This is a genomic window from Enterobacter cloacae complex sp. 277I4 (genome assembly GCF_050031465.1).
GTDB lineage: Bacteria > Pseudomonadota > Gammaproteobacteria > Enterobacterales > Enterobacteriaceae > Enterobacter > Enterobacter cloacae.
The window spans coordinates 36,242-53,664 of record NZ_JBLGWC010000003.1; the positions used below are offsets into that span (position 1 = coordinate 36,242).

24 protein-coding genes and 6 pseudogenes are annotated in these 17,423 nt (G+C 50.7%); 3 read left to right on the forward strand and 27 right to left on the reverse strand.

Translation table 11 applies throughout. The features are described from left to right. Positions 1 to 102 precede the first annotated feature (102 nt). The 15 genes from ACQG19_RS26630 to traM form a co-directional block, all read right to left on the reverse strand. Positions 103 to 450, reverse strand: a complete 348-nt coding sequence (locus ACQG19_RS26630) for a hypothetical protein (RefSeq protein WP_000836682.1) — start codon at positions 448 to 450, stop codon at positions 103 to 105. A 27-nt stretch (positions 451 to 477) separates the two neighbouring features. After that, complete coding sequence (locus ACQG19_RS26635; protein WP_000556745.1) at positions 478 to 696, reverse strand: hypothetical protein; 219 nt, start codon at positions 694 to 696, stop codon at positions 478 to 480. 79 nt (positions 697 to 775) lie between these two features. Continuing rightward, the gene (locus ACQG19_RS26640; RefSeq protein ID WP_000549587.1) at positions 776 to 1,252 is read right to left on the reverse strand and encodes a hypothetical protein; all 477 of its coding nucleotides are present in this window, start codon (positions 1,250 to 1,252) and stop codon (positions 776 to 778) included. After that, complete coding sequence (traR, locus tag ACQG19_RS26645; RefSeq protein WP_001278683.1) at positions 1,245 to 1,466, reverse strand: conjugal transfer protein TraR; 222 nt, start codon at positions 1,464 to 1,466, stop codon at positions 1,245 to 1,247. The genes ACQG19_RS26640 and traR overlap by 8 nt, the downstream gene beginning before the upstream one ends. A 134-nt stretch (positions 1,467 to 1,600) precedes the next feature. After that, a complete protein-coding gene (traV, locus tag ACQG19_RS26650; RefSeq protein WP_000809881.1) occupies positions 1,601 to 2,116 on the reverse strand; it encodes a type IV conjugative transfer system lipoprotein TraV in 516 nt (171 codons plus the stop codon). Next, positions 2,113 to 2,433: a conjugal transfer protein TrbD gene (locus ACQG19_RS26655; RefSeq protein WP_001057307.1), complete on the reverse strand. Its 321-nt coding sequence runs from the start codon at positions 2,431 to 2,433 to the stop codon at positions 2,113 to 2,115. The genes traV and ACQG19_RS26655 overlap by 4 nt, the downstream gene beginning before the upstream one ends. Further along, the gene (gene traP, locus ACQG19_RS26660) at positions 2,420 to 2,986 is read right to left on the reverse strand and encodes a conjugal transfer pilus-stabilizing protein TraP (protein WP_000896599.1); all 567 of its coding nucleotides are present in this window, start codon (positions 2,984 to 2,986) and stop codon (positions 2,420 to 2,422) included. The genes ACQG19_RS26655 and traP overlap by 14 nt, the downstream gene beginning before the upstream one ends. Further along, positions 2,976 to 4,427, reverse strand: coding sequence for an F-type conjugal transfer pilus assembly protein TraB (traB, locus tag ACQG19_RS26665; RefSeq protein WP_000146675.1), 1,452 nt, complete (start codon positions 4,425 to 4,427; stop codon positions 2,976 to 2,978). Before traB ends, traP begins: the two co-directional genes overlap by 11 nt. Further along, entirely contained in the window at positions 4,427 to 5,155 is a 729-nt protein-coding gene (gene traK / locus ACQG19_RS26670; RefSeq protein WP_001230772.1) for a type-F conjugative transfer system secretin TraK, read from the reverse strand. Before traK ends, traB begins: the two co-directional genes overlap by 1 nt. Further along, positions 5,142 to 5,708 (reverse strand): type IV conjugative transfer system protein TraE, encoded by a 567-nt coding sequence (gene traE / locus ACQG19_RS26675; protein ID WP_000399780.1) that lies wholly within the window; start codon positions 5,706 to 5,708, stop codon positions 5,142 to 5,144. The genes traK and traE overlap by 14 nt, the downstream gene beginning before the upstream one ends. Before the next feature lie 21 nt (positions 5,709 to 5,729). After that, positions 5,730 to 6,041, reverse strand: coding sequence for a type IV conjugative transfer system protein TraL (gene traL, locus ACQG19_RS26680; RefSeq protein WP_000012113.1), 312 nt, complete (start codon positions 6,039 to 6,041; stop codon positions 5,730 to 5,732). Positions 6,042 to 6,055: 14 nt separating this feature from the next. After that, a complete protein-coding gene (traA, locus tag ACQG19_RS26685) occupies positions 6,056 to 6,415 on the reverse strand; it encodes a type IV conjugative transfer system pilin TraA (protein ID WP_001098992.1) in 360 nt (119 codons plus the stop codon). 32 nt (positions 6,416 to 6,447) lie between these two features. Further along, a complete protein-coding gene (gene traY, locus ACQG19_RS26690) occupies positions 6,448 to 6,675 on the reverse strand; it encodes a conjugal transfer relaxosome protein TraY (RefSeq protein ID WP_000089263.1) in 228 nt (75 codons plus the stop codon). Positions 6,676 to 6,811: 136 nt separating this feature from the next. Next, positions 6,812 to 7,483 carry a conjugal transfer transcriptional regulator TraJ gene (gene traJ / locus ACQG19_RS26695; protein WP_000283561.1) on the reverse strand — a complete coding sequence of 224 codons (672 nt, stop codon included), beginning with the start codon at positions 7,481 to 7,483 and terminating at the stop codon, positions 6,812 to 6,814. A gap of 193 nt (positions 7,484 to 7,676) precedes the next feature. Beyond that, complete coding sequence (gene traM, locus ACQG19_RS26700) at positions 7,677 to 8,060, reverse strand: conjugal transfer relaxosome DNA-binding protein TraM (protein ID WP_001354030.1); 384 nt, start codon at positions 8,058 to 8,060, stop codon at positions 7,677 to 7,679. Between the two features lie 322 nt (positions 8,061 to 8,382). Between traM and ACQG19_RS26705 the strand changes: the two genes are divergently transcribed. After that, positions 8,383 to 8,985, forward strand: a complete 603-nt coding sequence (locus ACQG19_RS26705) for a transglycosylase SLT domain-containing protein (RefSeq protein ID WP_000243713.1) — start codon at positions 8,383 to 8,385, stop codon at positions 8,983 to 8,985. Between the two features lie 296 nt (positions 8,986 to 9,281). Here ACQG19_RS26705 and ACQG19_RS26710 read toward each other — a convergent pair whose 3' ends face one another. The 3 genes and pseudogenes from ACQG19_RS26710 to ACQG19_RS26720 all read right to left on the reverse strand — a co-directional run bounded on the left by ACQG19_RS26710 (position 9,282) and on the right by ACQG19_RS26720 (position 10,739). Further along, complete coding sequence (locus ACQG19_RS26710) at positions 9,282 to 10,103, reverse strand: DUF932 domain-containing protein (protein ID WP_001234445.1); 822 nt, start codon at positions 10,101 to 10,103, stop codon at positions 9,282 to 9,284. A gap of 110 nt (positions 10,104 to 10,213) precedes the next feature. Then, positions 10,214 to 10,510 (reverse strand): hypothetical protein, encoded by a 297-nt coding sequence (locus ACQG19_RS26715; RefSeq protein ID WP_001272251.1) that lies wholly within the window; start codon positions 10,508 to 10,510, stop codon positions 10,214 to 10,216. Positions 10,511 to 10,533: 23 nt separating this feature from the next. Continuing rightward, positions 10,534 to 10,739, reverse strand: a pseudogene (locus ACQG19_RS26720) (single-stranded DNA-binding protein). Positions 10,740 to 10,809: 70 nt separating this feature from the next. On the opposite strand from ACQG19_RS26720, the pseudogene ACQG19_RS26725 reads away from it, so the two are divergent. Next, positions 10,810 to 11,187: pseudogene (locus tag ACQG19_RS26725) on the forward strand (hypothetical protein). A 237-nt stretch (positions 11,188 to 11,424) separates the two neighbouring features. Here ACQG19_RS26725 and ACQG19_RS26730 read toward each other — a convergent pair. The 8 genes and pseudogenes from ACQG19_RS26730 to ACQG19_RS26765 form a co-directional block, all read right to left on the reverse strand. Then, positions 11,425 to 11,550, reverse strand: coding sequence for a type I toxin-antitoxin system Hok family toxin (locus tag ACQG19_RS26730; RefSeq protein ID WP_001372321.1), 126 nt, complete (start codon positions 11,548 to 11,550; stop codon positions 11,425 to 11,427). After that, a pseudogene (gene mok / locus ACQG19_RS26735) lies at positions 11,492 to 11,641 on the reverse strand (plasmid maintenance protein Mok); the annotation flags it as partial. The pseudogene mok and the gene ACQG19_RS26730, both read right to left, overlap by 59 nt. Positions 11,642 to 11,862: 221 nt before the next feature. Further along, positions 11,863 to 12,582 (reverse strand): plasmid SOS inhibition protein A, encoded by a 720-nt coding sequence (locus ACQG19_RS26740; protein ID WP_001276217.1) that lies wholly within the window; start codon positions 12,580 to 12,582, stop codon positions 11,863 to 11,865. Beyond that, entirely contained in the window at positions 12,579 to 13,013 is a 435-nt protein-coding gene (gene psiB, locus ACQG19_RS26745) for a conjugation system SOS inhibitor PsiB (RefSeq protein ID WP_000845953.1), read from the reverse strand. Before psiB ends, ACQG19_RS26740 begins: the two co-directional genes overlap by 4 nt. 68 nt (positions 13,014 to 13,081) lie before the next feature. Continuing rightward, positions 13,082 to 15,105, reverse strand: a pseudogene (locus ACQG19_RS26750) (ParB/RepB/Spo0J family partition protein). A gap of 60 nt (positions 15,106 to 15,165) precedes the next feature. Beyond that, the gene (locus ACQG19_RS26755) at positions 15,166 to 15,399 is read right to left on the reverse strand and encodes a DUF905 family protein (RefSeq protein ID WP_000006003.1); all 234 of its coding nucleotides are present in this window, start codon (positions 15,397 to 15,399) and stop codon (positions 15,166 to 15,168) included. 57 nt (positions 15,400 to 15,456) lie between these two features. Further along, entirely contained in the window at positions 15,457 to 15,984 is a 528-nt protein-coding gene (locus tag ACQG19_RS26760; RefSeq protein WP_000290834.1) for a single-stranded DNA-binding protein, read from the reverse strand. A gap of 25 nt (positions 15,985 to 16,009) precedes the next feature. Next, positions 16,010 to 16,215: pseudogene (locus tag ACQG19_RS26765) on the reverse strand (single-stranded DNA-binding protein). 70 nt (positions 16,216 to 16,285) lie between these two features. Here ACQG19_RS26765 and ACQG19_RS26770 point away from each other — a divergent pair. Continuing rightward, positions 16,286 to 16,747, forward strand: a pseudogene (locus tag ACQG19_RS26770) (hypothetical protein). Between the two features lie 85 nt (positions 16,748 to 16,832). Here the strand turns inward: ACQG19_RS26770 and ACQG19_RS26775 are convergent. Further along, the gene (locus tag ACQG19_RS26775) at positions 16,833 to 17,396 is read right to left on the reverse strand and encodes a methyltransferase (RefSeq protein ID WP_001298559.1); all 564 of its coding nucleotides are present in this window, start codon (positions 17,394 to 17,396) and stop codon (positions 16,833 to 16,835) included. Between the last annotated feature and the right edge of the window lie 27 nt (positions 17,397 to 17,423).

A 17,423-nucleotide genomic window follows, 5' to 3' on the forward strand; every position in this document is an offset into this window, starting at 1 on the left:
AAAAAGGAAAATATCAGTCTGTGGCCGTGGATATATCACGCAGTGCCATTCCTGAAACCACAGCACAAATAAGAGATGGAGGCTTTTAACAGGAAACCAGGATTAACGTTCCTTTACTGAATGAGCATCATTTAATGCCTGAATTTGTTTTTCGCGAATCTTATTGCGCTCATTTTCTCTTACACGTTTCACCTCTGCCATTTCGTTTCTTTTTCTGCATTCTGATGCGATTTTATTTGCCTTACCAAGTGTTAAAGGTTCAGACTGATAATTAAGTGTCTCCTGAAATGCTTCTGCTGCACAGGGAGTTTCCTGTAAAATCTCTGTCAGTTGTTCTGGTGTTGCAGGTTGTTGCGCAAGGTAAACGATGTAAAAAGGAATACATACAATCATAGCCATAACGCCAACAAATATAAAAGCCAGAACAGATTTTAAATATATCGACTTCATTTCATTTTCCTTCGAAGCAGTAAGCACTCATTGCCCACCACCATTTAGTGTTTCCATCACGCTGTTCAAAGGTTCATTTGTTTTAACTTCAATACACTCCCCTGTATTTCCAAAGCCCCTGCCGCCATGTGCTTCGATTGTCCGAAGAACCTGCACGCATACGTCCGTATTTGGCATGGGTGTAATATTCCAGCTTCCGCCACCGTTAATATTTTTTATCAGCACAAGAAAAATAAAGGTATGCATTCTTTATTATCTCCGCTTGTATATTAATCACTGAATATCCCTTCAGTTAACTTATGAGGTCATAAAACACTGCAGATTCTCATTCGGATTTATTCCCTTCAGTAAACTTCCGAATAGTATCCTGTTCACGCTGACGGGTGGCAGACTCCTGCATTGCATCCACTTTCTCCTGCCAGAGACGCCGGATATCCTGTTCATCCCGACCAGTCAGTTTTTTACCGGACAACAAACGGTTAAGCAGTTCCTGTCTCACATCTGGTACGTCTTCAGTCAGACGCATAAGCCGGAGTAATTCCTGACGACTGAGTACCATGCGTGATTCCTCCGGTACGCTGTAATAATTAAAAATACGACTGAATACCCCACAACAGCAGGCAACGGACAGGCACAGGGATTTCAGATACAGGCCAGAAACACAGAATGTGGCAACACCACAAAGAATAGCTATAACTAAAAATCCCTTACCCAGTGCCATACACAAAGAACCCTGTTTTCTGGATATCCGCTCATGCTCATCCAGAATAAAATCTATTTTTTCATTTTCTGATTTATGCATAGTGTTTCCTCTGCCTTTCCTGATACGCCTGACATTCAACGCACAACGTCACACCGGGAAATATTTTCCGCCGGGCTTCCGGAATAGGATTTCCGCATGCTTCACAGAGATAAACAGGAATACCATGAACATTTATTTCCTGGCGTATCCGGTTTATTCCTGTCATGGTCAGTTGTTCTGTCACTGAATATGCTTCATCGGCTTCATCACTCACGGAATATTCCTCCCGACATGTTCTGACACGCTACCGCCCATCCCTTTTCACGCACAGGGCACTCGTTTTACAGGCGGATTTTGAATACAGAAAGCCCGCCGGCATTGCCGGCTGATATACAACTTCAGGGCCAGTTAATTAATACGTGGTTTTCCCCACGCAGACGGTTTAATAACAAAAAACACGCTGGATGGCTGATGATAAACATCCTGGTTATCAATATAAGGCGCTATCCATAATGCTGCCGTCTGCTCACCCGTTCTTAGCGGACGAGGAGGTGTTACCGGCGTAACTGAACTGACCGGAACAACCGTTTTCACTTCCCGGGCAGCGGTAAACAGCGGGCGTGGTGCCAGCAGTTTCTGCTCCGGATGTGCTGTCACCGCAGGTCTGCTGCCGGACGGAGTGGTCGCGGTGACGGTCTGCACCGGCATTGTCCGGAAGTTCCCTTCAGCCAGGCGCGGCAGTGATGCCGCAACCGGCTTTGCTTCTGAGGACTGCTCCAGTTTTTTGGCCTTCTCATTGGCCTGCTCCATCGTCATACAGGTATCGGATGTGGTGGCGTTACACTCAAATTCCGTATTTGTTCCTGCGCAGCCGGAAAGTAATAAGGTTCCCAGCAGAGGAATAAATAAAGAAATCTGTTTCATTGCCCTTCTCCTTTTTTATTACTCCCCACAACAGCAGAAATTAACTCTGCTGTCAGATTTGTTTTCCCTGCACAGGGATGTCCGGAGACCACTGTATTTCCCGGAGAAGAAAATAAGCTCATCGACATTCCCTTCTTCATCACACCGACAGCAGCCATATTAAAATTGTGCGGCAATGATTCAGAACTGAACACCTTCGGAGCAGGAAGAACTATTTTTGTGGTGCAGTTACTGAGAACAGCATGCATAAAATCATCTGATACGTTTTTATCCGGCACAACGCGGGCTGTAATAACATTAATATTACGCATGTTCATTTTTATCTCCGTTGCTTCTGTTTGTTCGGTCATCAGGGAAATAAACATGGCATTTCCTGATTTTTCCCGGCAGGGAAGCGTCTTCCGTATAAACGTCCTTCAGATATTCATCTGCGGTTACCACCCGGATACATTTCATTTTTCCGGGCAGCACCGGATATTTCCCGGTGCCTGCCGCAAACGACATATACATCAGTGCCAGCGTTGCCCAGAATGCGGTGACCAGTTGCATCAGTGACCGGTCAGTCTCCCTGACATAATCTGCAGCATCAGCCGCGCGGTAATGGCAGATATCCTGTATTTCTGATCTGCCTGAAGAATCAGAGGAAGAAAACCAGCATTCACTGACCGGGAACTGTCCGGCAGGTGCTGTTTGTCTTACGAAGTTAATCTCCTTAACCAGTAATTTCCCCGGCGTGGTGTTGTCCTTCCATAAAACAAACAGAGCCATCAGGGCCATTGTGGCCAGCGGCCAGATAACCACAAACCTGACGACCCACAGCAGCCAGCGAACGACAAACGCCACACGGAATGTCAGTGCATCACCCGCCATTTCCGCCCTCCTTGCCGGCATCCCCGCCCAGCGGGTTCTTGTCTCCGGACATAAACTGCTGCGGATTCAGATTGCCCAGCTGTTTCAGCATCTGGTCGGTGTTAAAACCGTTCAGGTGGCTTTCTGCCGAGGGAGGATTCGGCACCGGGCTTTCCGGGTTACCCTCTTCCGCTGTACTCTGTGACTGCTCCAGTGCCATTTCCTCCACGGTTTTCAGCTGGAAGCCGTCCTGGAACACCACGGTCACTTCGTTGCCCGCACCAATCGGTATCACCGGGTGATACTGTTCGGCACGTTTGATGTAGTAGTCACTGAGCGTCTGTGCGGCTTTCGATGCGCCGCCACCGATACCCATTTTCAGGACATCACCAGCCCCGTAAGCGGCTGTGGCACCCAGCCCGACAGCCGGTTGGGAGGCGCGCTCCATTCCCTGACCGATACCGTCAACAAATCCCGCGCCCCATGCCCAGCCGAGGATTTTGCCGTTACGCATCACCACTTCGCCCTTGATACCGTTTTTACCCCGGAAGCTGACATGCCCCTTAATCGGCATATCAATAGTTTTGCCGTCCTTCAGGCAACTGATATTGCGGGTGCGTACAATGGCACGTTCACTGGACACATCCCCCCAGGCTTCCAGCCCCACAAAACATCCCGTTGCGTCATACGTCTTGCTGTTCGGCATTTCCACCAGGCCGGTGATACGCAACTGCATCGGCACCGTGGATTCATTACCGGTGACTGAGGCATTGGCATCCGCCCCTTCAATCAGCATGGCTTTCGCAAAACTTCCTGACGGAATGTACGGCAGCGATGGTCCCTGTTTTCCCTCATTACGGGTAAACACCTTACGCTGTATCCGGTTAGGCACCGGCACAGACTGGTACGTCACCTGTGGTGGTGGCGTGACACCATTCCCGGGATAAAACGCCGTCGGCGGTGGAACAGCAACGCTGCCCTGCGGCGGGAAGGATACGGGGGTGTTTCCTGGCTGTGGTTCGCCTTCCGGGCCGGGCGGTGGGGCAGGCATCTGCGGTACAGGCTCACCGGTCGCCGTGACGGGATTAGCACCCAGGGCTTTTACCTGCTCTGCCAGGGCGGCATTGTCCTGTCCCAGCTTTTCAATACGACGCTGGTCATCACCGCGCTGTTTGTTCAGAACATCCAGCTCACGACGGATTTCCTCATACTGCTTCTGCATCTGCGCTGCCGTCACCTGCATCTCTGTGGTGGCATGCTGACGCACCTTGTCATCAAAGGTCGTATCCACCACACCGGTCATATCCGGCACAGGCTCCTGTTCAGCCACGGTTTCACCGTTACCGGACATGTCCACATCAGACAGATACAGTGCCCCACCAATCGCGGAGGCTGTACCGACAACCACAATCCCCAGCCACAGGTACTGCTTGCGTTTCACAATGGTATTGATACTGGCCATCAGTTGCCCTCCCCGTCACGGATGACATACACATCCATGCGCGCACCTGCCAGTAACTGGCTGGCAGGCTGGCTGAACATCACGGCACGGGTTCCCGGCTGCCAGAAATCACTTTCCCGGATATTCAGGGCAGACAGCGTTTTATTTTCCACGACAAAGCGGACCATCTTCAGGTGATTCCCCGTCCATACGGAATCTGCCACTGAAGACAGCCCCGCCGGGGCCTGCAGGGTTTCCTTTGTCACAGGAACCTGATACCAGCCTGCAGGTAATTTTCCGCCACGGACAGCCTGGCTGATGGTCACAAGCAGGGATTCGTAAGGCGTGGACGTTTCCCACGCTCCGGCTTCTTCTCCGGTTCCGCGCAGGTCACTGACCAGCTGAATGGTACGCCCCGCGCCTTCACGGGGAACAGCCTGAATGGAAAGGTTCAGACCACGCTCTGTTTCCAGAATGAACGTAAAGGGCTTTTTGTTGACGGTGGCCACCACCACACCGCCGGAGGCGGTCTGCTCATTATTGGTCAGGGCACCATCCAGACTGTTCACGGCGATAATCCGGTCACCGGGAACGGTAAACAGATTCGGGCTGGTATTGCTGATGGCAATACTGGCCTGACCACCGTTCACCATTGGCACCACAGTGGGGGCCAGCGTACCGTTTGCGGCCATCACGCTGCAGGAAAAAAACAGGCCGCCGAATATTATTGCCGTATTATTTTTTCTCATCGTCTGTTTCCCCGAAATTATCCAGCCAGGTCACCCCGTTTTCCCGCTTCAGAATAAGGATGTAATGTTTGATATCAGTAAAAGGTTCGGAGTTACCAATCCATGTTTTCCGAATTCCACGGATTTCCACACGACCATACTGAGGCCAGACACGGACACTGGTCTGGAAAAAAGCAGAATTCACGTTATCTTTTTTAATGAGTTTCGCTTCTTCAGCCAGAATAACTTTCATCTGGTTCTGTGCACCCGGGCGGATATATTGCAGAAGCGCCTGATGTGAAGCATCGACGATTTCCGGTGAGACATTCAGACGGAGGGCAATAAATGACAGCGCCATCTGCTGCAAATAAGAGGCATCGGCACTGTTCTGTGACACGGCAAAGGGCACATTAAATCCCATTGGGGTCACGGCAGTGCGTTGCTCATTCTGAAGACGGTAGTTATTCACCCCCTGAATGAGGTTAACAGAGAGGCTGAGAACAATAAGCACTGACATAAATATAAAGGCGATGGCCATTACACGACTGGTACTTAAACGGGCACCGTGTTCCATATAACAATCCTGGTATCAGTTCTATTTAATCCACTGCCGGAAACACGAATCGGGAACATTATGAAAAATACCGCGCAGCAGGGCTGTTGGCATATACCAGTAAATCAGGTCACGTAACCAGGAACTGCCCCGCCCTTTTTTCAGTTTTTTAATCCCGAAATAAACCAGAACCGCTGCACCAATACCGAACAGATATTTCGATGTTGTGATACCCCAGCCAACACAGATTGCTGCGGGGATCAGTTCATCCAGTGGCAGGCCAAACCAGCGGCTCTGGTTGGTCAGTGTTTCCGGGAAACGATATTTCTTAAGTTTATTCTCGTCTCCCGACATCGTTTTATTTCCTGTCAGAGGCCAACGACGCTCATACCCACAGCAATAAATACAGAGATGATGGCAAAGCCGACCAGGAACTTGACGTTTTTGGTCATCATGTACATGACCGCACCGACCAGCACCTCAGCCAGAACAACCCATTTAACGATACTGGAGTCCTTACCGAAGGTCGCCTTAACCGTATCGTTACCTTTAGCCATCAGGTCGCCTTTACCAGCAGCCATAGCTAACTCAGGGAACAACATCATCAGAACAGCAACCGGGATCACTGCACGAACCAGGCGAAGCATATTCAGACGAGTGAATTTAGAAAAAAACGATTTCTTTTCAACGGGCGCAGAAGCACCCTGAACACTTAAAACAGTATTCATAAGTTACCTCTATTGTGGATAGATTAATAAACCTAAAGATCTTTAATTATCGAATCAGTTTCCTCTGCTCCCTCCTTTATTGCATCCAGATTATAAAAGTCAGGAAAACGGTTCAGATGATCACGTAACCTGACTAGCACCTCATTAGTTTTTGTTCTCCCACTACGTTCCCGGGCACCTAAGAGCTTGTGATTAGTAGCATCGTCCAATACCAGTAAAACTTTATTGCCCGGAGCAGGCCTTATTATATTTCTGCTCAAGTCTCCTCCTCAGCCACTTAGATAATTAAATATAATTATACGAATCCATAAAAATAGAAACGAAAATAGAGTAAATTACATTAACAAAACAAGGTGACATAATGTCACCTTGTTTTTAACAAAAACGAAACATCAACTATTCAGCACATTTTAAAATAAAAAACAATTCATCAAAGAATAAACTATGCATCCTGCTTGTATGAAAAATCATTAACAAATCATGTTTTGAATGTATACCGAAAAACTTATACACTTCTGAAATTGCATTCCGGGAAGAACCATTAGTAATAGACAAAAGAGATGCTATCGATTCATGACAAAAACCAAATGAATAAAGAATAAAAACTTTCCATTGGATTTCCGTTGATTTGTTTTTAAATTCAAGCATTCTGTCATTTGTTATATTTGTACGTAATCCTCTACAATAATCCACTATCACATTAGAATTTTTGCAGAAAAAAAGCCATAAAACATTAACCACCTCCCCATATATTAATGGTATAAATTGTACCAGCCAGAGTTTATCACCTATAGCCACGCTCTGTATTTTATTCATGGACGAAGGCAAAGACATAGCATCCAGTTCTTCTCTTAAGAACGATGTAGCTACTTGTACAGGAAGGGAGTAAAACCACTCTTTGATATCAAGACTACCTATAAATTCTTTAGAGAATTTTTCATTGTAGCCGATAAAATCTCCATTAGTATTTCGAACACAAGCAGGGATTGAAAAAACATCGACAAAAAACTGTTTATCCAAATATATTTGACGTTCAGTATTAAGTTGTCTAGGATCCGTCGGATACATAGGAACCTCCTCTCAAAGGATTCTATGGACAGTCGATGCGGGGAGGTCGCTCTCCCTGCATCGGCGATTTTTAATATCTGTTTTAACGTGGCATTAACCACATAATTAATATAACCTTTATGTGGTTAATTGTCATCAAATTGAACCAGATCAAAATCCTGTTATTTGAAGTAAATCAACTTTTAATTCTTTTTTATTCCTCATCATTTTTTGGAAAAAATCGTTCCATCTCAGATGACACCTTCTCACGAATATCTTCAACCATATTGGCATATTCAAACTTTGGATTCCCGGAGACATGGGGACTTAGAGACTCAATACCCAAAATTTTCGCTACTGATGACTGTGTTTTTACAACACATTCAAGAAGAAGTTTATTAAACTCTGTCTGATTAAACGCAGACTCTTTACGCTCCATCTGAGCCTCATATACACGAAGCCCCAGTTCAAGAAGCATTGAAGCTGTTCCCGAAACACTTATATCTTTATCTCTTGCCCCCTCCTGACGACGCTGTTCAACTATCGCATTTACTTTATCATAGACATCATTACTGATATACAAAATTACTCTGGCCATAAGATAAAACCTTTCATTATTAAGCAATGAACTTTTCACTATAAATATGCATATAGTGTTTACAAGTAAGAAAGACACTCCTAGCAGCGCCTCTAGGATCATCCTATAAAAAAATGCGATCCGGCGCTAGGGGCGTCCCTAATATATATCAATGTTTTTCATGAAAATTGTCAGTACTGATCCTAATAAGAGTCGCTATAGGGTCGTAACAGGATCGCCAACGACTCTCTATTTAATAATTCAGAATTATTAAATATAAATAGCGTTTGTTAATTACATGATTTAAAACGTAAATCAGCAAAAACTTGTTTTTGCGTAGTGTGTGGTGCTTTTGGTGGTGAGAACCACCAACCTGTTGAGCCTTTTTGTGGAGTGGGTTAAATTATTTACGGATAAAGTCACCAGAGGTGGAAAAATGAAAAAATGGATGTTAGCAATCTGCCTGATGTTTATAAATGGGATCTGCGAAGCCGCCGATTGCTTTGATCTTGCAGGTCGGGATTACAAAATAGACCCGGATTTACTGAGAGCGATATCATGGAAAGAATCCCGTTACCGGGTTAATGCCATCGGTATTAATCCGGTAACGGGATATGGCAGCGGACTGATGCAGGTAGATTCCCAGCATTTTAACGAACTGGCCCGCTATGGAATTAAGCCGGAACATCTGACAACAGATCCCTGTATGAACATTTATACCGGTGCTTATTATCTGGCAATAGCCTTTAAAAAATGGGGCGTCTCCTGGGAGGCCGTTGGTGCATACAATGCCGGATTCAGGAAGACCGAACGCCAGAACCAGAGACGTCTTGCCTACGCATCAGAGGTTTACCGGATTTATACCTGGATAAAGAGCAGTAAAGGCATCCGGGTTCCGACCACGAAGAAATCACTTTCCCAAATTAACAGTGTGCAGAAAAATTAATATTGTATACATTGTCAAATACCGGTTATGCCGCGACAGCGGCATGGAAGGCCACACACAAAAATATCATATGAGTGATAATGCTGACTGGCCGAAGCCCCGCAAAGCGGGATCCCATCTTATATATATCCGGTAACTGCGCAGCCTCCTGCCAGACCATTTTTCGCGGGCACAATATTTACAGACTACCGAAAAGCCAGTTGATGAAATTGAGGCATATCAGACGACACAGCAATGCCGCAGGATGATAATATAAGTAAAGCCCCGAAAAATTTTTCGGGGCTTTACTTATATTATCATGACTTCCACTCCCTGAACTGTTCGGCAATCATCCATAATGCTTTGTTGATTCGGATATCACCGTCAATGCCTGTAATGGCTCTTGTTCTGGTATTTTTACCGGAGGCACTTCGCCCCGATAATCCACCTTTTATCATATTCTCCTGAACCCGCTGCCAGGTTGTCCAGAGATCGTTCTGTTTATCCTCCCAACGGCGGGGAGTAATTATTTGTTCTGGCGTCACTGGCGTTTTATTTTCATCTTCGTACCTGGCCATCAATGCAGCTCTGCCAAATAAATGTTGTTCGTCACTGTTAAGATGTATCTCTTTCATTGTCTCCATATTTTCAGTGACTTTATCAAAGACACCGAGCACTTCATACGCTCCCTCAATAACCTGCCCGACAATATCACCTTTATGTGGAACGCGGATTTCGCCAAAATTATTCCCACACACCAGGCCATTTGTGCAGACAAAACGAAAAATTCCTGGGATCATCTGATAACTGGATGAACCATCATGTGAATTAAGCAGGATAATTTCAGGAACTTCTTTCCCGTTAATATGCCCTTCCCTGCGAAGACGTAACATATGTTTACTGTATTCGCGGCGTCCCAAATCACGAACCCGACTCTGACAGGCAAAGAATGGCTGGAAACCTTCATCACGTAACTTATTGATGATATTGATGGTTGGGATATATGTATAACGCTCACTCCGGGATTCATGTTTATCACCAGAAAAGACAGATGGAACAAACTGCATTAATTCGTCATCCGTTAACGGGCGCTCACGGCGAATAGAATTATATCGACCAAAACGGGAAGCTAATCGCATAACAGTAACTCCTTTATGAAGGCATAAAATTAATAAAAGTTTTTTCGCTTAATATCATCCCCCCTCGGTTATCGTTAACAAAAAGACAACAATTCCGAGGGGAAGGACCATCAAATCAGGTCAGTTCGGGACTGACCAACCTGCCGAGTGAAAAGCAGTAACAGCGCGATCAACTCATCAGCGTTTTTTCTGACAAGAGGAGTATGATTCTCCAGGCTATCCAGTAAGTCATGCAGCTCATTATTGACCTGGTGGAGCACCTTAAAGAGTGCACCAGAATCCCGGCAGCTCTGATATGCAAGATTTGCCTGAACAGCACGATTCTGCATGATCCCGATTTGTGCGATTGCGTCTTTCTGCTGATCGCCTGTTGGCTGATAAGTGGTGTTAAAAGAAAATGCGCTCATAATTCCTCCTGTATCTGATGTTTTCAGCCCCCATCATCTGTTGAGTTTCGGGAGCCGCGGTTTTGACGTTTTGCGGGGACCTGCCTTTTGTTCCCTCCGGTATTCACCATCACCTGTTTGAGAACCTTCGCCGCAAGGGGCATCACTGCCACGGCCTGACGCACCTGTCCTGGGCAGAACGCAAAATTTTTTACCGGGTTTTGGGTAAAAAATTTTGTGGGCTGTTCATTTACCCTGGACAGTCAGTGCGGCAGGTTGTGGCTGTCTATGCCCCCGGCGACAGGGGCTTAAACAGGTGAATGGCACCGGACAGAACAACGGGCAGGGACCCGCCGCAACGACGTGAAGCGCGGTTTGCGAAACGGCGTTGCTCCTTACATCCCGGCGTCTTTTGCCGGGATGCCGGGAGCGCAGGCCACGGCGCGACAAGGGTGGCGCGACCGTTCCGGTCGCTGCAAACCCGGGTTTTTGCGTCAGGGATGGAAGCCCGCCAGGGCGGAGACAGCTTCGCTGGCTCCGTTCACGACAGCCCGCCCCGCCAGGGGGACGCCCGGAAAAGGCATAAGCAGGAGAACAACAAAACAGACAATAATCAGGGCAGCAGTAATCAGAGTCAGAGCAGTAATCAGAGTCAGAGCAGGAGGAAAAAGAGAATAATCAAAGGGAAGGTGATGTGATTTCTGGTAAGTCATAAACAGAGAAGGCGGGGGAAAAGAACGGGCGCCGCAGGCGCACGTTCATCCCCGTTCCCGGAGGGAAACGGCCTTCCTGGCAGTCTGGTTGTTCATGCCCGTACAATGCCAGCAAGGAGAAAGGGGCCACCGGCGAACCAGCAGCCCCTTTATAAAGGCGCTTCAGTGCAGTCAGACCAGCATCAGCCCTGAAAAGGCGGGCCTGCGCCCGCCTCCAGGTTGCTACTTACCGGATTCGTAAGCCATGAAAGCCGCCACCTCCCTGTGTCCGTCTCTGTAACGAATCTCGCACAGCGATTTTCGTGTCAGATAAGTGAATATCAACAGTGTGAGACACACGATCAACACACACCAGACAAGGGAACTTCGTGGTAGTTTCATGGCCTTCTTCTCCTTGCGCAAAGCGCGGTAAGAGGCTATCCTGATGTGGACTAGACATAGGGATGCCTCGTGGTGGTTAATGAAAATTAACTTACTACGGGGCTATCTTCTTTCTGCCACACAACACGGTAACAAACCACCTTCACGTCATGAGGCAGAAAGCCTCAAGCGCCGGGCACATCATAGCCCATATACCTGCACGCTGACCACACTCACTTTTCCTGAAAATAACCCGCTCATTCAGGCTGTTTACGGGTAATCTGTGTGATTGTTGCCGCATCACGCCGCCTCCCGGAGTTTGTTCGGCACCATCCACCGCTCCATCTCACGGACAGCGTGACCGGCCTCTCTTGCTGCAAGACTGGCTTCCGCAATAACCTGCCAGAACGGCATATCCTGCCACTGCCAGCGTTCCATTCCGGCCAGTGACGGAAAACGCTCACCCCACTGCCAGAACAGGGTTTCCAGGTCATGCTCTGCCACCCGGTCACTCCAGCGTGCATGCCAGCTTCCGACTGTTTCCGGCGAATGGAATGCCAGTTCGATTTCAGCCTGAGCGACCAGCGCCTGGTACGCACGGGCTTTCTGCTCTGCCTCCCTCGCCTGCTGGCGGCTGTACTTTTGCATGACCAGTGCGGATTTGTGGCGACTGCGCTCCCTGACACGGAACCGCACCGACGGGAACAGCCGCTCTGCTGCATCGCCGGGAAGGGGAAGAAGGCAGACCTCGCCCTGAGTTTCAATCAGCACATCGACGGCATACAGCCACTGAGAACGGTTGCCGCGCAGTTCTTCTGCGGTCAGGGACGGCATGAAAAATCGCAGGTCAGACAGCGATATCCTGCGGCTTCCGTTCAGACAGCGGAAAAACGCCCCCGCATACGGATATTCCGCCAGCGTGTTTCCCTGGTGGCGGCGTTTTTCTGTCTCCGCCACCGCCCGCCATGCGGCCTGTTGCTCTGCGCTGAGGGGAACCAGTGCCTGTGAACGTGCGCTCATGCCTGACCTCCTTCCGCCATCAGGATATGGATGATGTCACTGACGCTGTACCCCTGCGCGTCCAGTGACGCCGCCAGTGCCAGTGAATGGCTGACGGCTTCCGGTGCAAACCGCCGCTGTACCTGAACCACCGCAAACGGCTCACCACCGGCATTCACCAGAACCAGCACCCAGACCTGAGAGACATCGCCCGGTGAACATAACGCCAGGTGAAAACGTTCGTGGGCAGGCGTGAAACGGACCTGGACGGGGAAAAAGCCGCCGAACTCGCTGCCATACTCGCCGTTCATCGTCCAGTTATCCGGCGCATCCAGCTCCCGCATCACGGCATGTGTGAGTTCACGACGTTCATCACTTCCGGCAGCCCGGATATCTTCATATTCCTGTGCGCTCATGGTCTGTAATACATTCAGGGTCAGTTCAGTTTTCATCACGGTATCTCCCTTGCTGCCGCCCCGTCTCCGGCAGGGCGGCGTGATAAATGGTTTATGACTGGCGGTCAGGCGGCTTCTGCCTGGTCGTCACGGTACTCCGTGGTTTCCGTCTCTGCCTGTGGACGTGGTGTACACATCCAGCCAGGCACCCAGCGGTTGTCTTTCATGTGGAACTCTGCATGTTCAGCGGCATCGCCTTTCTTCATTTTCTCCGCGTCCCGCGCAGCACCGGACAGTCCGGCATCATTCAGGGCATCGATAATCTGCGGCTTTTGCAGGTGTCCGAAGAAGTTTGCTTTCGTCGGCTGCCACCAGTCGCGCATGTGGAATCCGATAGCGCTCTCCAGCGAGTCCAGCGGACTGCGTGACGTGTGACCATGCTCGCGGGTCTGAACGCCGTGGATGCTGCACGCGGTGCAGAAACTGAGCAGGGATAACAGTACCTCCTGGCTGAGTGACAGGAATGTCGTCATATCCCGTGACCATCCCTCCGGTAACAGGGCTGCAAGACGGGCTTTTTCTGCCATCAGCGCCAGGAATGCGGCACCGTCCTTCCCCGATGGCGCATCGCTGGTCAGCGAATAATGTTTACATTCCAGGCTGATTTGTGCTGGTTTACTGTACGCTCCGCTGCCAAACACATTCAGGCAGAGCGCTGATGAATCCCCTAATGATTTTGGTAAAAATCATTAGGGGATTCATCAGGGCAGAGCGTCCATGCCAGCAGTGCCAGAGATTTGTCCGGTTGCTGCATCAGTGCTGCCTGGACTGCCAGCGTGCGTTCGGAAGACATTTTCGTCAGCAGTGGCAGACTGATTTCCTCCACGGGCGCTTTCTCCTGCACCTGTTCCGTGCGGTCAGCGTCGTCAGCCGCATCATCCTCGCTGCGCAACTGCACACCACGCTGGACACACACGTTGCCATAACGCCAGGACACCACCACACCGCTTCCGGCACGCATCTCCGGCGTCCACGCCCTGACCTTCGCCATGCAGCGCATCAGCTTCATTTCTGCTTCCAGCAGGTCAGATTCCTCACACTGGTTTTCCAGCGCGTCGTAACGCGTCATCAGTTCGTTCAGACGTTCTTCTTCCGCCTCCGTCAGCACCGCTTCCGGCTCCGGCAGACAGCGGTATGTTCCGGCATCCTCACGGCACTCACCGACAGGCTCCATGCGTCCGGCGCACCATCCCCAGCCTTCGGCTTCCCGAAGGTGTTCAGCAACAGCCTGGAGTTTTTCCAGCAGGGCGGCATCGAGCGCCACGCAGTCCACATAGCCACCCTCGTCGTCGCTGAACAGGTCAGTGCGCAGTTCATCTGGCGAGAAGGCATCAGCCCCCACGAAGCGGAATTTACTGTTCCCTGCCACCGCCACTTCACTTTCGGTCACCAGACGACGAATGGTCTGTACTTCCGGTTTACCGCCCCATCCCGACTGACAGGCGGCTTCAAACACCTGCACCTGACGCGCGGTGTCGTTCTCCAGCGCCAGCGCCTGACAGTGCTCGGTGGTGATGAGGTCTTCTGCCAGCGCATCGAGGATGACAGGCGCAAGGTCAGCCAGTTTCAGCATTCGCTGAACGTGGCGGGGTGAATAGCCCAGCAAATCACCGATTTGTGCAGGTGTTTTGCCTTCCTGCGCCATTGCACAGAATCCGGCAATCTGTTCGGCTGGGTGCATATCCCGACGATGACCGTTCTCGGTCATCGATGCGGCCGTCGCCAGTTCCTGCGAAATAATTTTCACGCGGACAGGCCAGTCAGCCGGAATGATGCCACGCTCTGCCAGCATGTTGAGTGCTGCCAGTCGGCGACCACCTGCGGCGACACCGTGGCGGTCACCTGGCAGGGCATGAACAACCAGATTCTGCAGCAGGCCGACCCCCTTAATGGAATCAGCCAGTTCGCTGACGGACTCCGCAGAATACGGCACCGTGCGCACATTCAGTGGTGACTTAATCAGCGAGGCCAGCGGCACGCTCACTTCCTCCGTCTGCGCCAGCAGGGCAGACAGGACAGTTTCCTGCGTTTTTGCAGGTTTACGGCTTGCTTTACGGGTAGATTTTGGTTCAGACTTTGTTACTGACATGACTATCCCCTTATTGTGTAGTTAATGTCTGCCGGACGTGATCCCCGTCCGGCACCTCTCTTACTTAAGGATCCCGAAATCACGGATGACATGGTTCATCCAGTACCCGGCACCGTCCTCAAAATTCCAGGTACGCCAGACCATTGTTCCGTTATTACGGACAACCAGGCGAAACTGTTCGCCGTGGTCATCCTCGATAAAGACGTTCCGGTACTGTGCGGCAACGGCTTCGGCCTGTTTGCGGGTAAAAGGACCGTCAGGCAGTCCCTGAAGTATTCTGAAATATTCGCTCATCCTCATATCTCCGGTGATGCCCCGCGCAGGACGGGGCGGTTATCACAGTCAGGCCAGTCAGAACGGGATATCGTCTGAAAACCCGTAATCCTCCCCCTCCGGTGGTTGCGGCTGAGGCTCCGGCTGCGCAGCCTTACGTCCACGGCCTTTCGTTTTCGCGCTCCCTTTTTTCGTCGCGTCAGCACTCTGTGACTGACCATTCTGCTGAGGCTGCGGTTGCACCTGAGCGTTCTGCTGTGGTGCACTCCCCAGCATCTGCATGGTGCCCGTGGTTTTAACAAGGATTTCGGTGACGTAACGGGTAATACCGTTATCTTCCCAGCTACGGGTGCGAAGCTGGCCTTCAATGTAGACCTGCGCCCCCTTACGCAGATATTCACCTGCCACTTCCGCGAGCTTGCCGAACAGCACCACGCGGTGCCATTCCGTCTGCTCCTTCATTTCCCCCGTCTGTTTGTCGCGCCAGGTTTCTGACGTGGCCACCTGCAGGTTTGCCACTGCGCCCCCGTTGGGGATGTAACGGACTTCCGGATCTTTTCCCAGACGACCGACAAGAATGACCTTGTTAATGCCACGAACTGCCATGATGTGTCTCCTTCTGTTGATGTTTTCAGCCCCCATCATCTGTTGAGTTTCGGGAGCCGCGGTTTTGACGTTTTGCGGGGACCTGCCTTTTGTTCCCTCCGGTATTCACCATCACCTGTTTGAGAACCTTCGCCGCAAGGGGCATCACTGCCACGGCCTGACGCACCTGTCCTGGGCAGAACGCAAAATTTTTTACCGGGTTTTGGGTAAAAAATTTTGTGGGCTGTTCATTTACCCTGGACAGTCAGTGCGGCAGGTTGTGGCTGTCTATGCCCCCGGCGACAGGGGCTTAAACAGGTGAATGGCACCGGACAGAACAACGGGCAGGGACCCGCCGCAACGACGTGAAGCGCGGTTTGCGAAACGGCGTTGCTCCTTACATCCCGGCGTCTTTTGCCGGGATGCCGGGAGCGCAGGCCACGGCGCGACAAGGGTGGCGCGACCGTTCCGGTCGCTGCAAACCCGGGTTTTTGCGTCAGGGATGGAAGCCCGCCAGGGCGGAGACAGCTTCGCTGGCTCCGTTCACGACAGCCCGCCCCGCCAGGGGGACGCCCGGAAAAGGCATAAGCAGGAGAACAACAAAACAGACAATAATCAGGGCAGTAGAAAAAAGAAGAACAGTAGCAGTAGCAGTAGCAGTAGCAGTAGCAGTAGCAGTAGCAGTAGCAGGAACAACAACATCATCAGTAACAGACAAATGACAGGTCTGAAAAGACAGAAGCCCCCATCAGAACGTCCGCGTAATGAAAGGGGCGGCGCGTGAGCGCGGCCCCTTTCAGCGCCACCGGCGCGCGGTTTTTTCCCGGCGCGGACAGACGGGCATTTATCCTCCCGCCAGCCCTGTGTCATCAGGCACGCAAACGAATAATCATCGTCGGGACATCGGTATAAGCAAACGTGCCGCGCGGCAGCTCCTCGCGGACGTCAGAAAACGGTAACAGCTTCTCCTGCTGGCGTGGCCCGTTGAGACAGACGGCAACCAGAACGCCCCCCGGACGCAACAGGGAAAAAGCCCGCAGGATATGCCGGATATCCTGCCCGTGACTGAACGGCGGATTCATAATGATCCGGCTGTAATACTGCACCGACTGCCATTCCATGAAGTCGCCACACTGTACCCTGACACCGTTAAAATTTTCCCGCAGATACCGGACCAGCCCGCTGTTAATCTCCACCGCATCACACATGGCCTCCGGCGCGGTATCCCGAATCGCCCGCAGTATGGCCCCGGTGCCGGCAGAGGGTTCCAGAATGTGATCACGGTTGCTGATTTCCGCCAGCGTCACCAGGCGATCACAGATCGGGGCAGGACTCACAAAAAGCTGAGATTCAGCCCGGATTTCAGCAACCGGCGCGGCGTTATCCAGCCTTGCGCGCATCAGCCGGATACGTTCTCTTAACTGACTGTGCATATCATTATCTCCGTCATCCCCCGGGGA

Bases quoted from the DNA above. Each gene is read 5' to 3' on its own strand.
- ACQG19_RS26630 (WP_000836682.1), bottom strand. From the start codon at position 450: ATGAAGTCGATATATTTAAAATCTGTTCTGGCTTTTATATTTGTTGGC.
- ACQG19_RS26635 (WP_000556745.1), bottom strand. From the start codon at position 696: ATGCATACCTTTATTTTTCTTGTGCTGATAAAAAATATTAACGGTGGC.
- psiB (WP_000845953.1), bottom strand. From the start codon at position 13,013: ATGAAAACTGAACTGACCCTGAATGTATTACAGACCATGAGCGCACAG.
- traA (WP_001098992.1), bottom strand. From the start codon at position 6,415: ATGAATACTGTTTTAAGTGTTCAGGGTGCTTCTGCGCCCGTTGAAAAG.
- traJ (WP_000283561.1), bottom strand. From the start codon at position 7,483: ATGTATCCGACGGATCCTAGACAACTTAATACTGAACGTCAAATATAT.
- traM (WP_001354030.1), bottom strand. From the start codon at position 8,060: ATGGCCAGAGTAATTTTGTATATCAGTAATGATGTCTATGATAAAGTA.
- ACQG19_RS26655 (WP_001057307.1), bottom strand. From the start codon at position 2,433: ATGAACATGCGTAATATTAATGTTATTACAGCCCGCGTTGTGCCGGAT.
- ACQG19_RS26760 (WP_000290834.1), bottom strand. From the start codon at position 15,984: ATGGCAGTTCGTGGCATTAACAAGGTCATTCTTGTCGGTCGTCTGGGA.
- traL (WP_000012113.1), bottom strand. From the start codon at position 6,041: ATGTCGGGAGACGAGAATAAACTTAAGAAATATCGTTTCCCGGAAACA.
- ACQG19_RS26755 (WP_000006003.1), bottom strand. From the start codon at position 15,399: ATGAGCGAATATTTCAGAATACTTCAGGGACTGCCTGACGGTCCTTTT.
- ACQG19_RS26775 (WP_001298559.1), bottom strand. From the start codon at position 17,396: ATGCACAGTCAGTTAAGAGAACGTATCCGGCTGATGCGCGCAAGGCTG.
- ACQG19_RS26740 (WP_001276217.1), bottom strand. From the start codon at position 12,582: ATGAGCGCACGTTCACAGGCACTGGTTCCCCTCAGCGCAGAGCAACAG.
- traB (WP_000146675.1), bottom strand. From the start codon at position 4,427: ATGGCCAGTATCAATACCATTGTGAAACGCAAGCAGTACCTGTGGCTG.
- traK (WP_001230772.1), bottom strand. From the start codon at position 5,155: ATGAGAAAAAATAATACGGCAATAATATTCGGCGGCCTGTTTTTTTCC.
- traP (WP_000896599.1), bottom strand. From the start codon at position 2,986: ATGGCGGGTGATGCACTGACATTCCGTGTGGCGTTTGTCGTTCGCTGG.
- traV (WP_000809881.1), bottom strand. From the start codon at position 2,116: ATGAAACAGATTTCTTTATTTATTCCTCTGCTGGGAACCTTATTACTT.
- ACQG19_RS26640 (WP_000549587.1), bottom strand. From the start codon at position 1,252: ATGCATAAATCAGAAAATGAAAAAATAGATTTTATTCTGGATGAGCAT.
- traE (WP_000399780.1), bottom strand. From the start codon at position 5,708: ATGGAACACGGTGCCCGTTTAAGTACCAGTCGTGTAATGGCCATCGCC.
- ACQG19_RS26715 (WP_001272251.1), bottom strand. From the start codon at position 10,510: ATGAGCGCATTTTCTTTTAACACCACTTATCAGCCAACAGGCGATCAG.
- ACQG19_RS26710 (WP_001234445.1), bottom strand. From the start codon at position 10,103: ATGCGATTAGCTTCCCGTTTTGGTCGATATAATTCTATTCGCCGTGAG.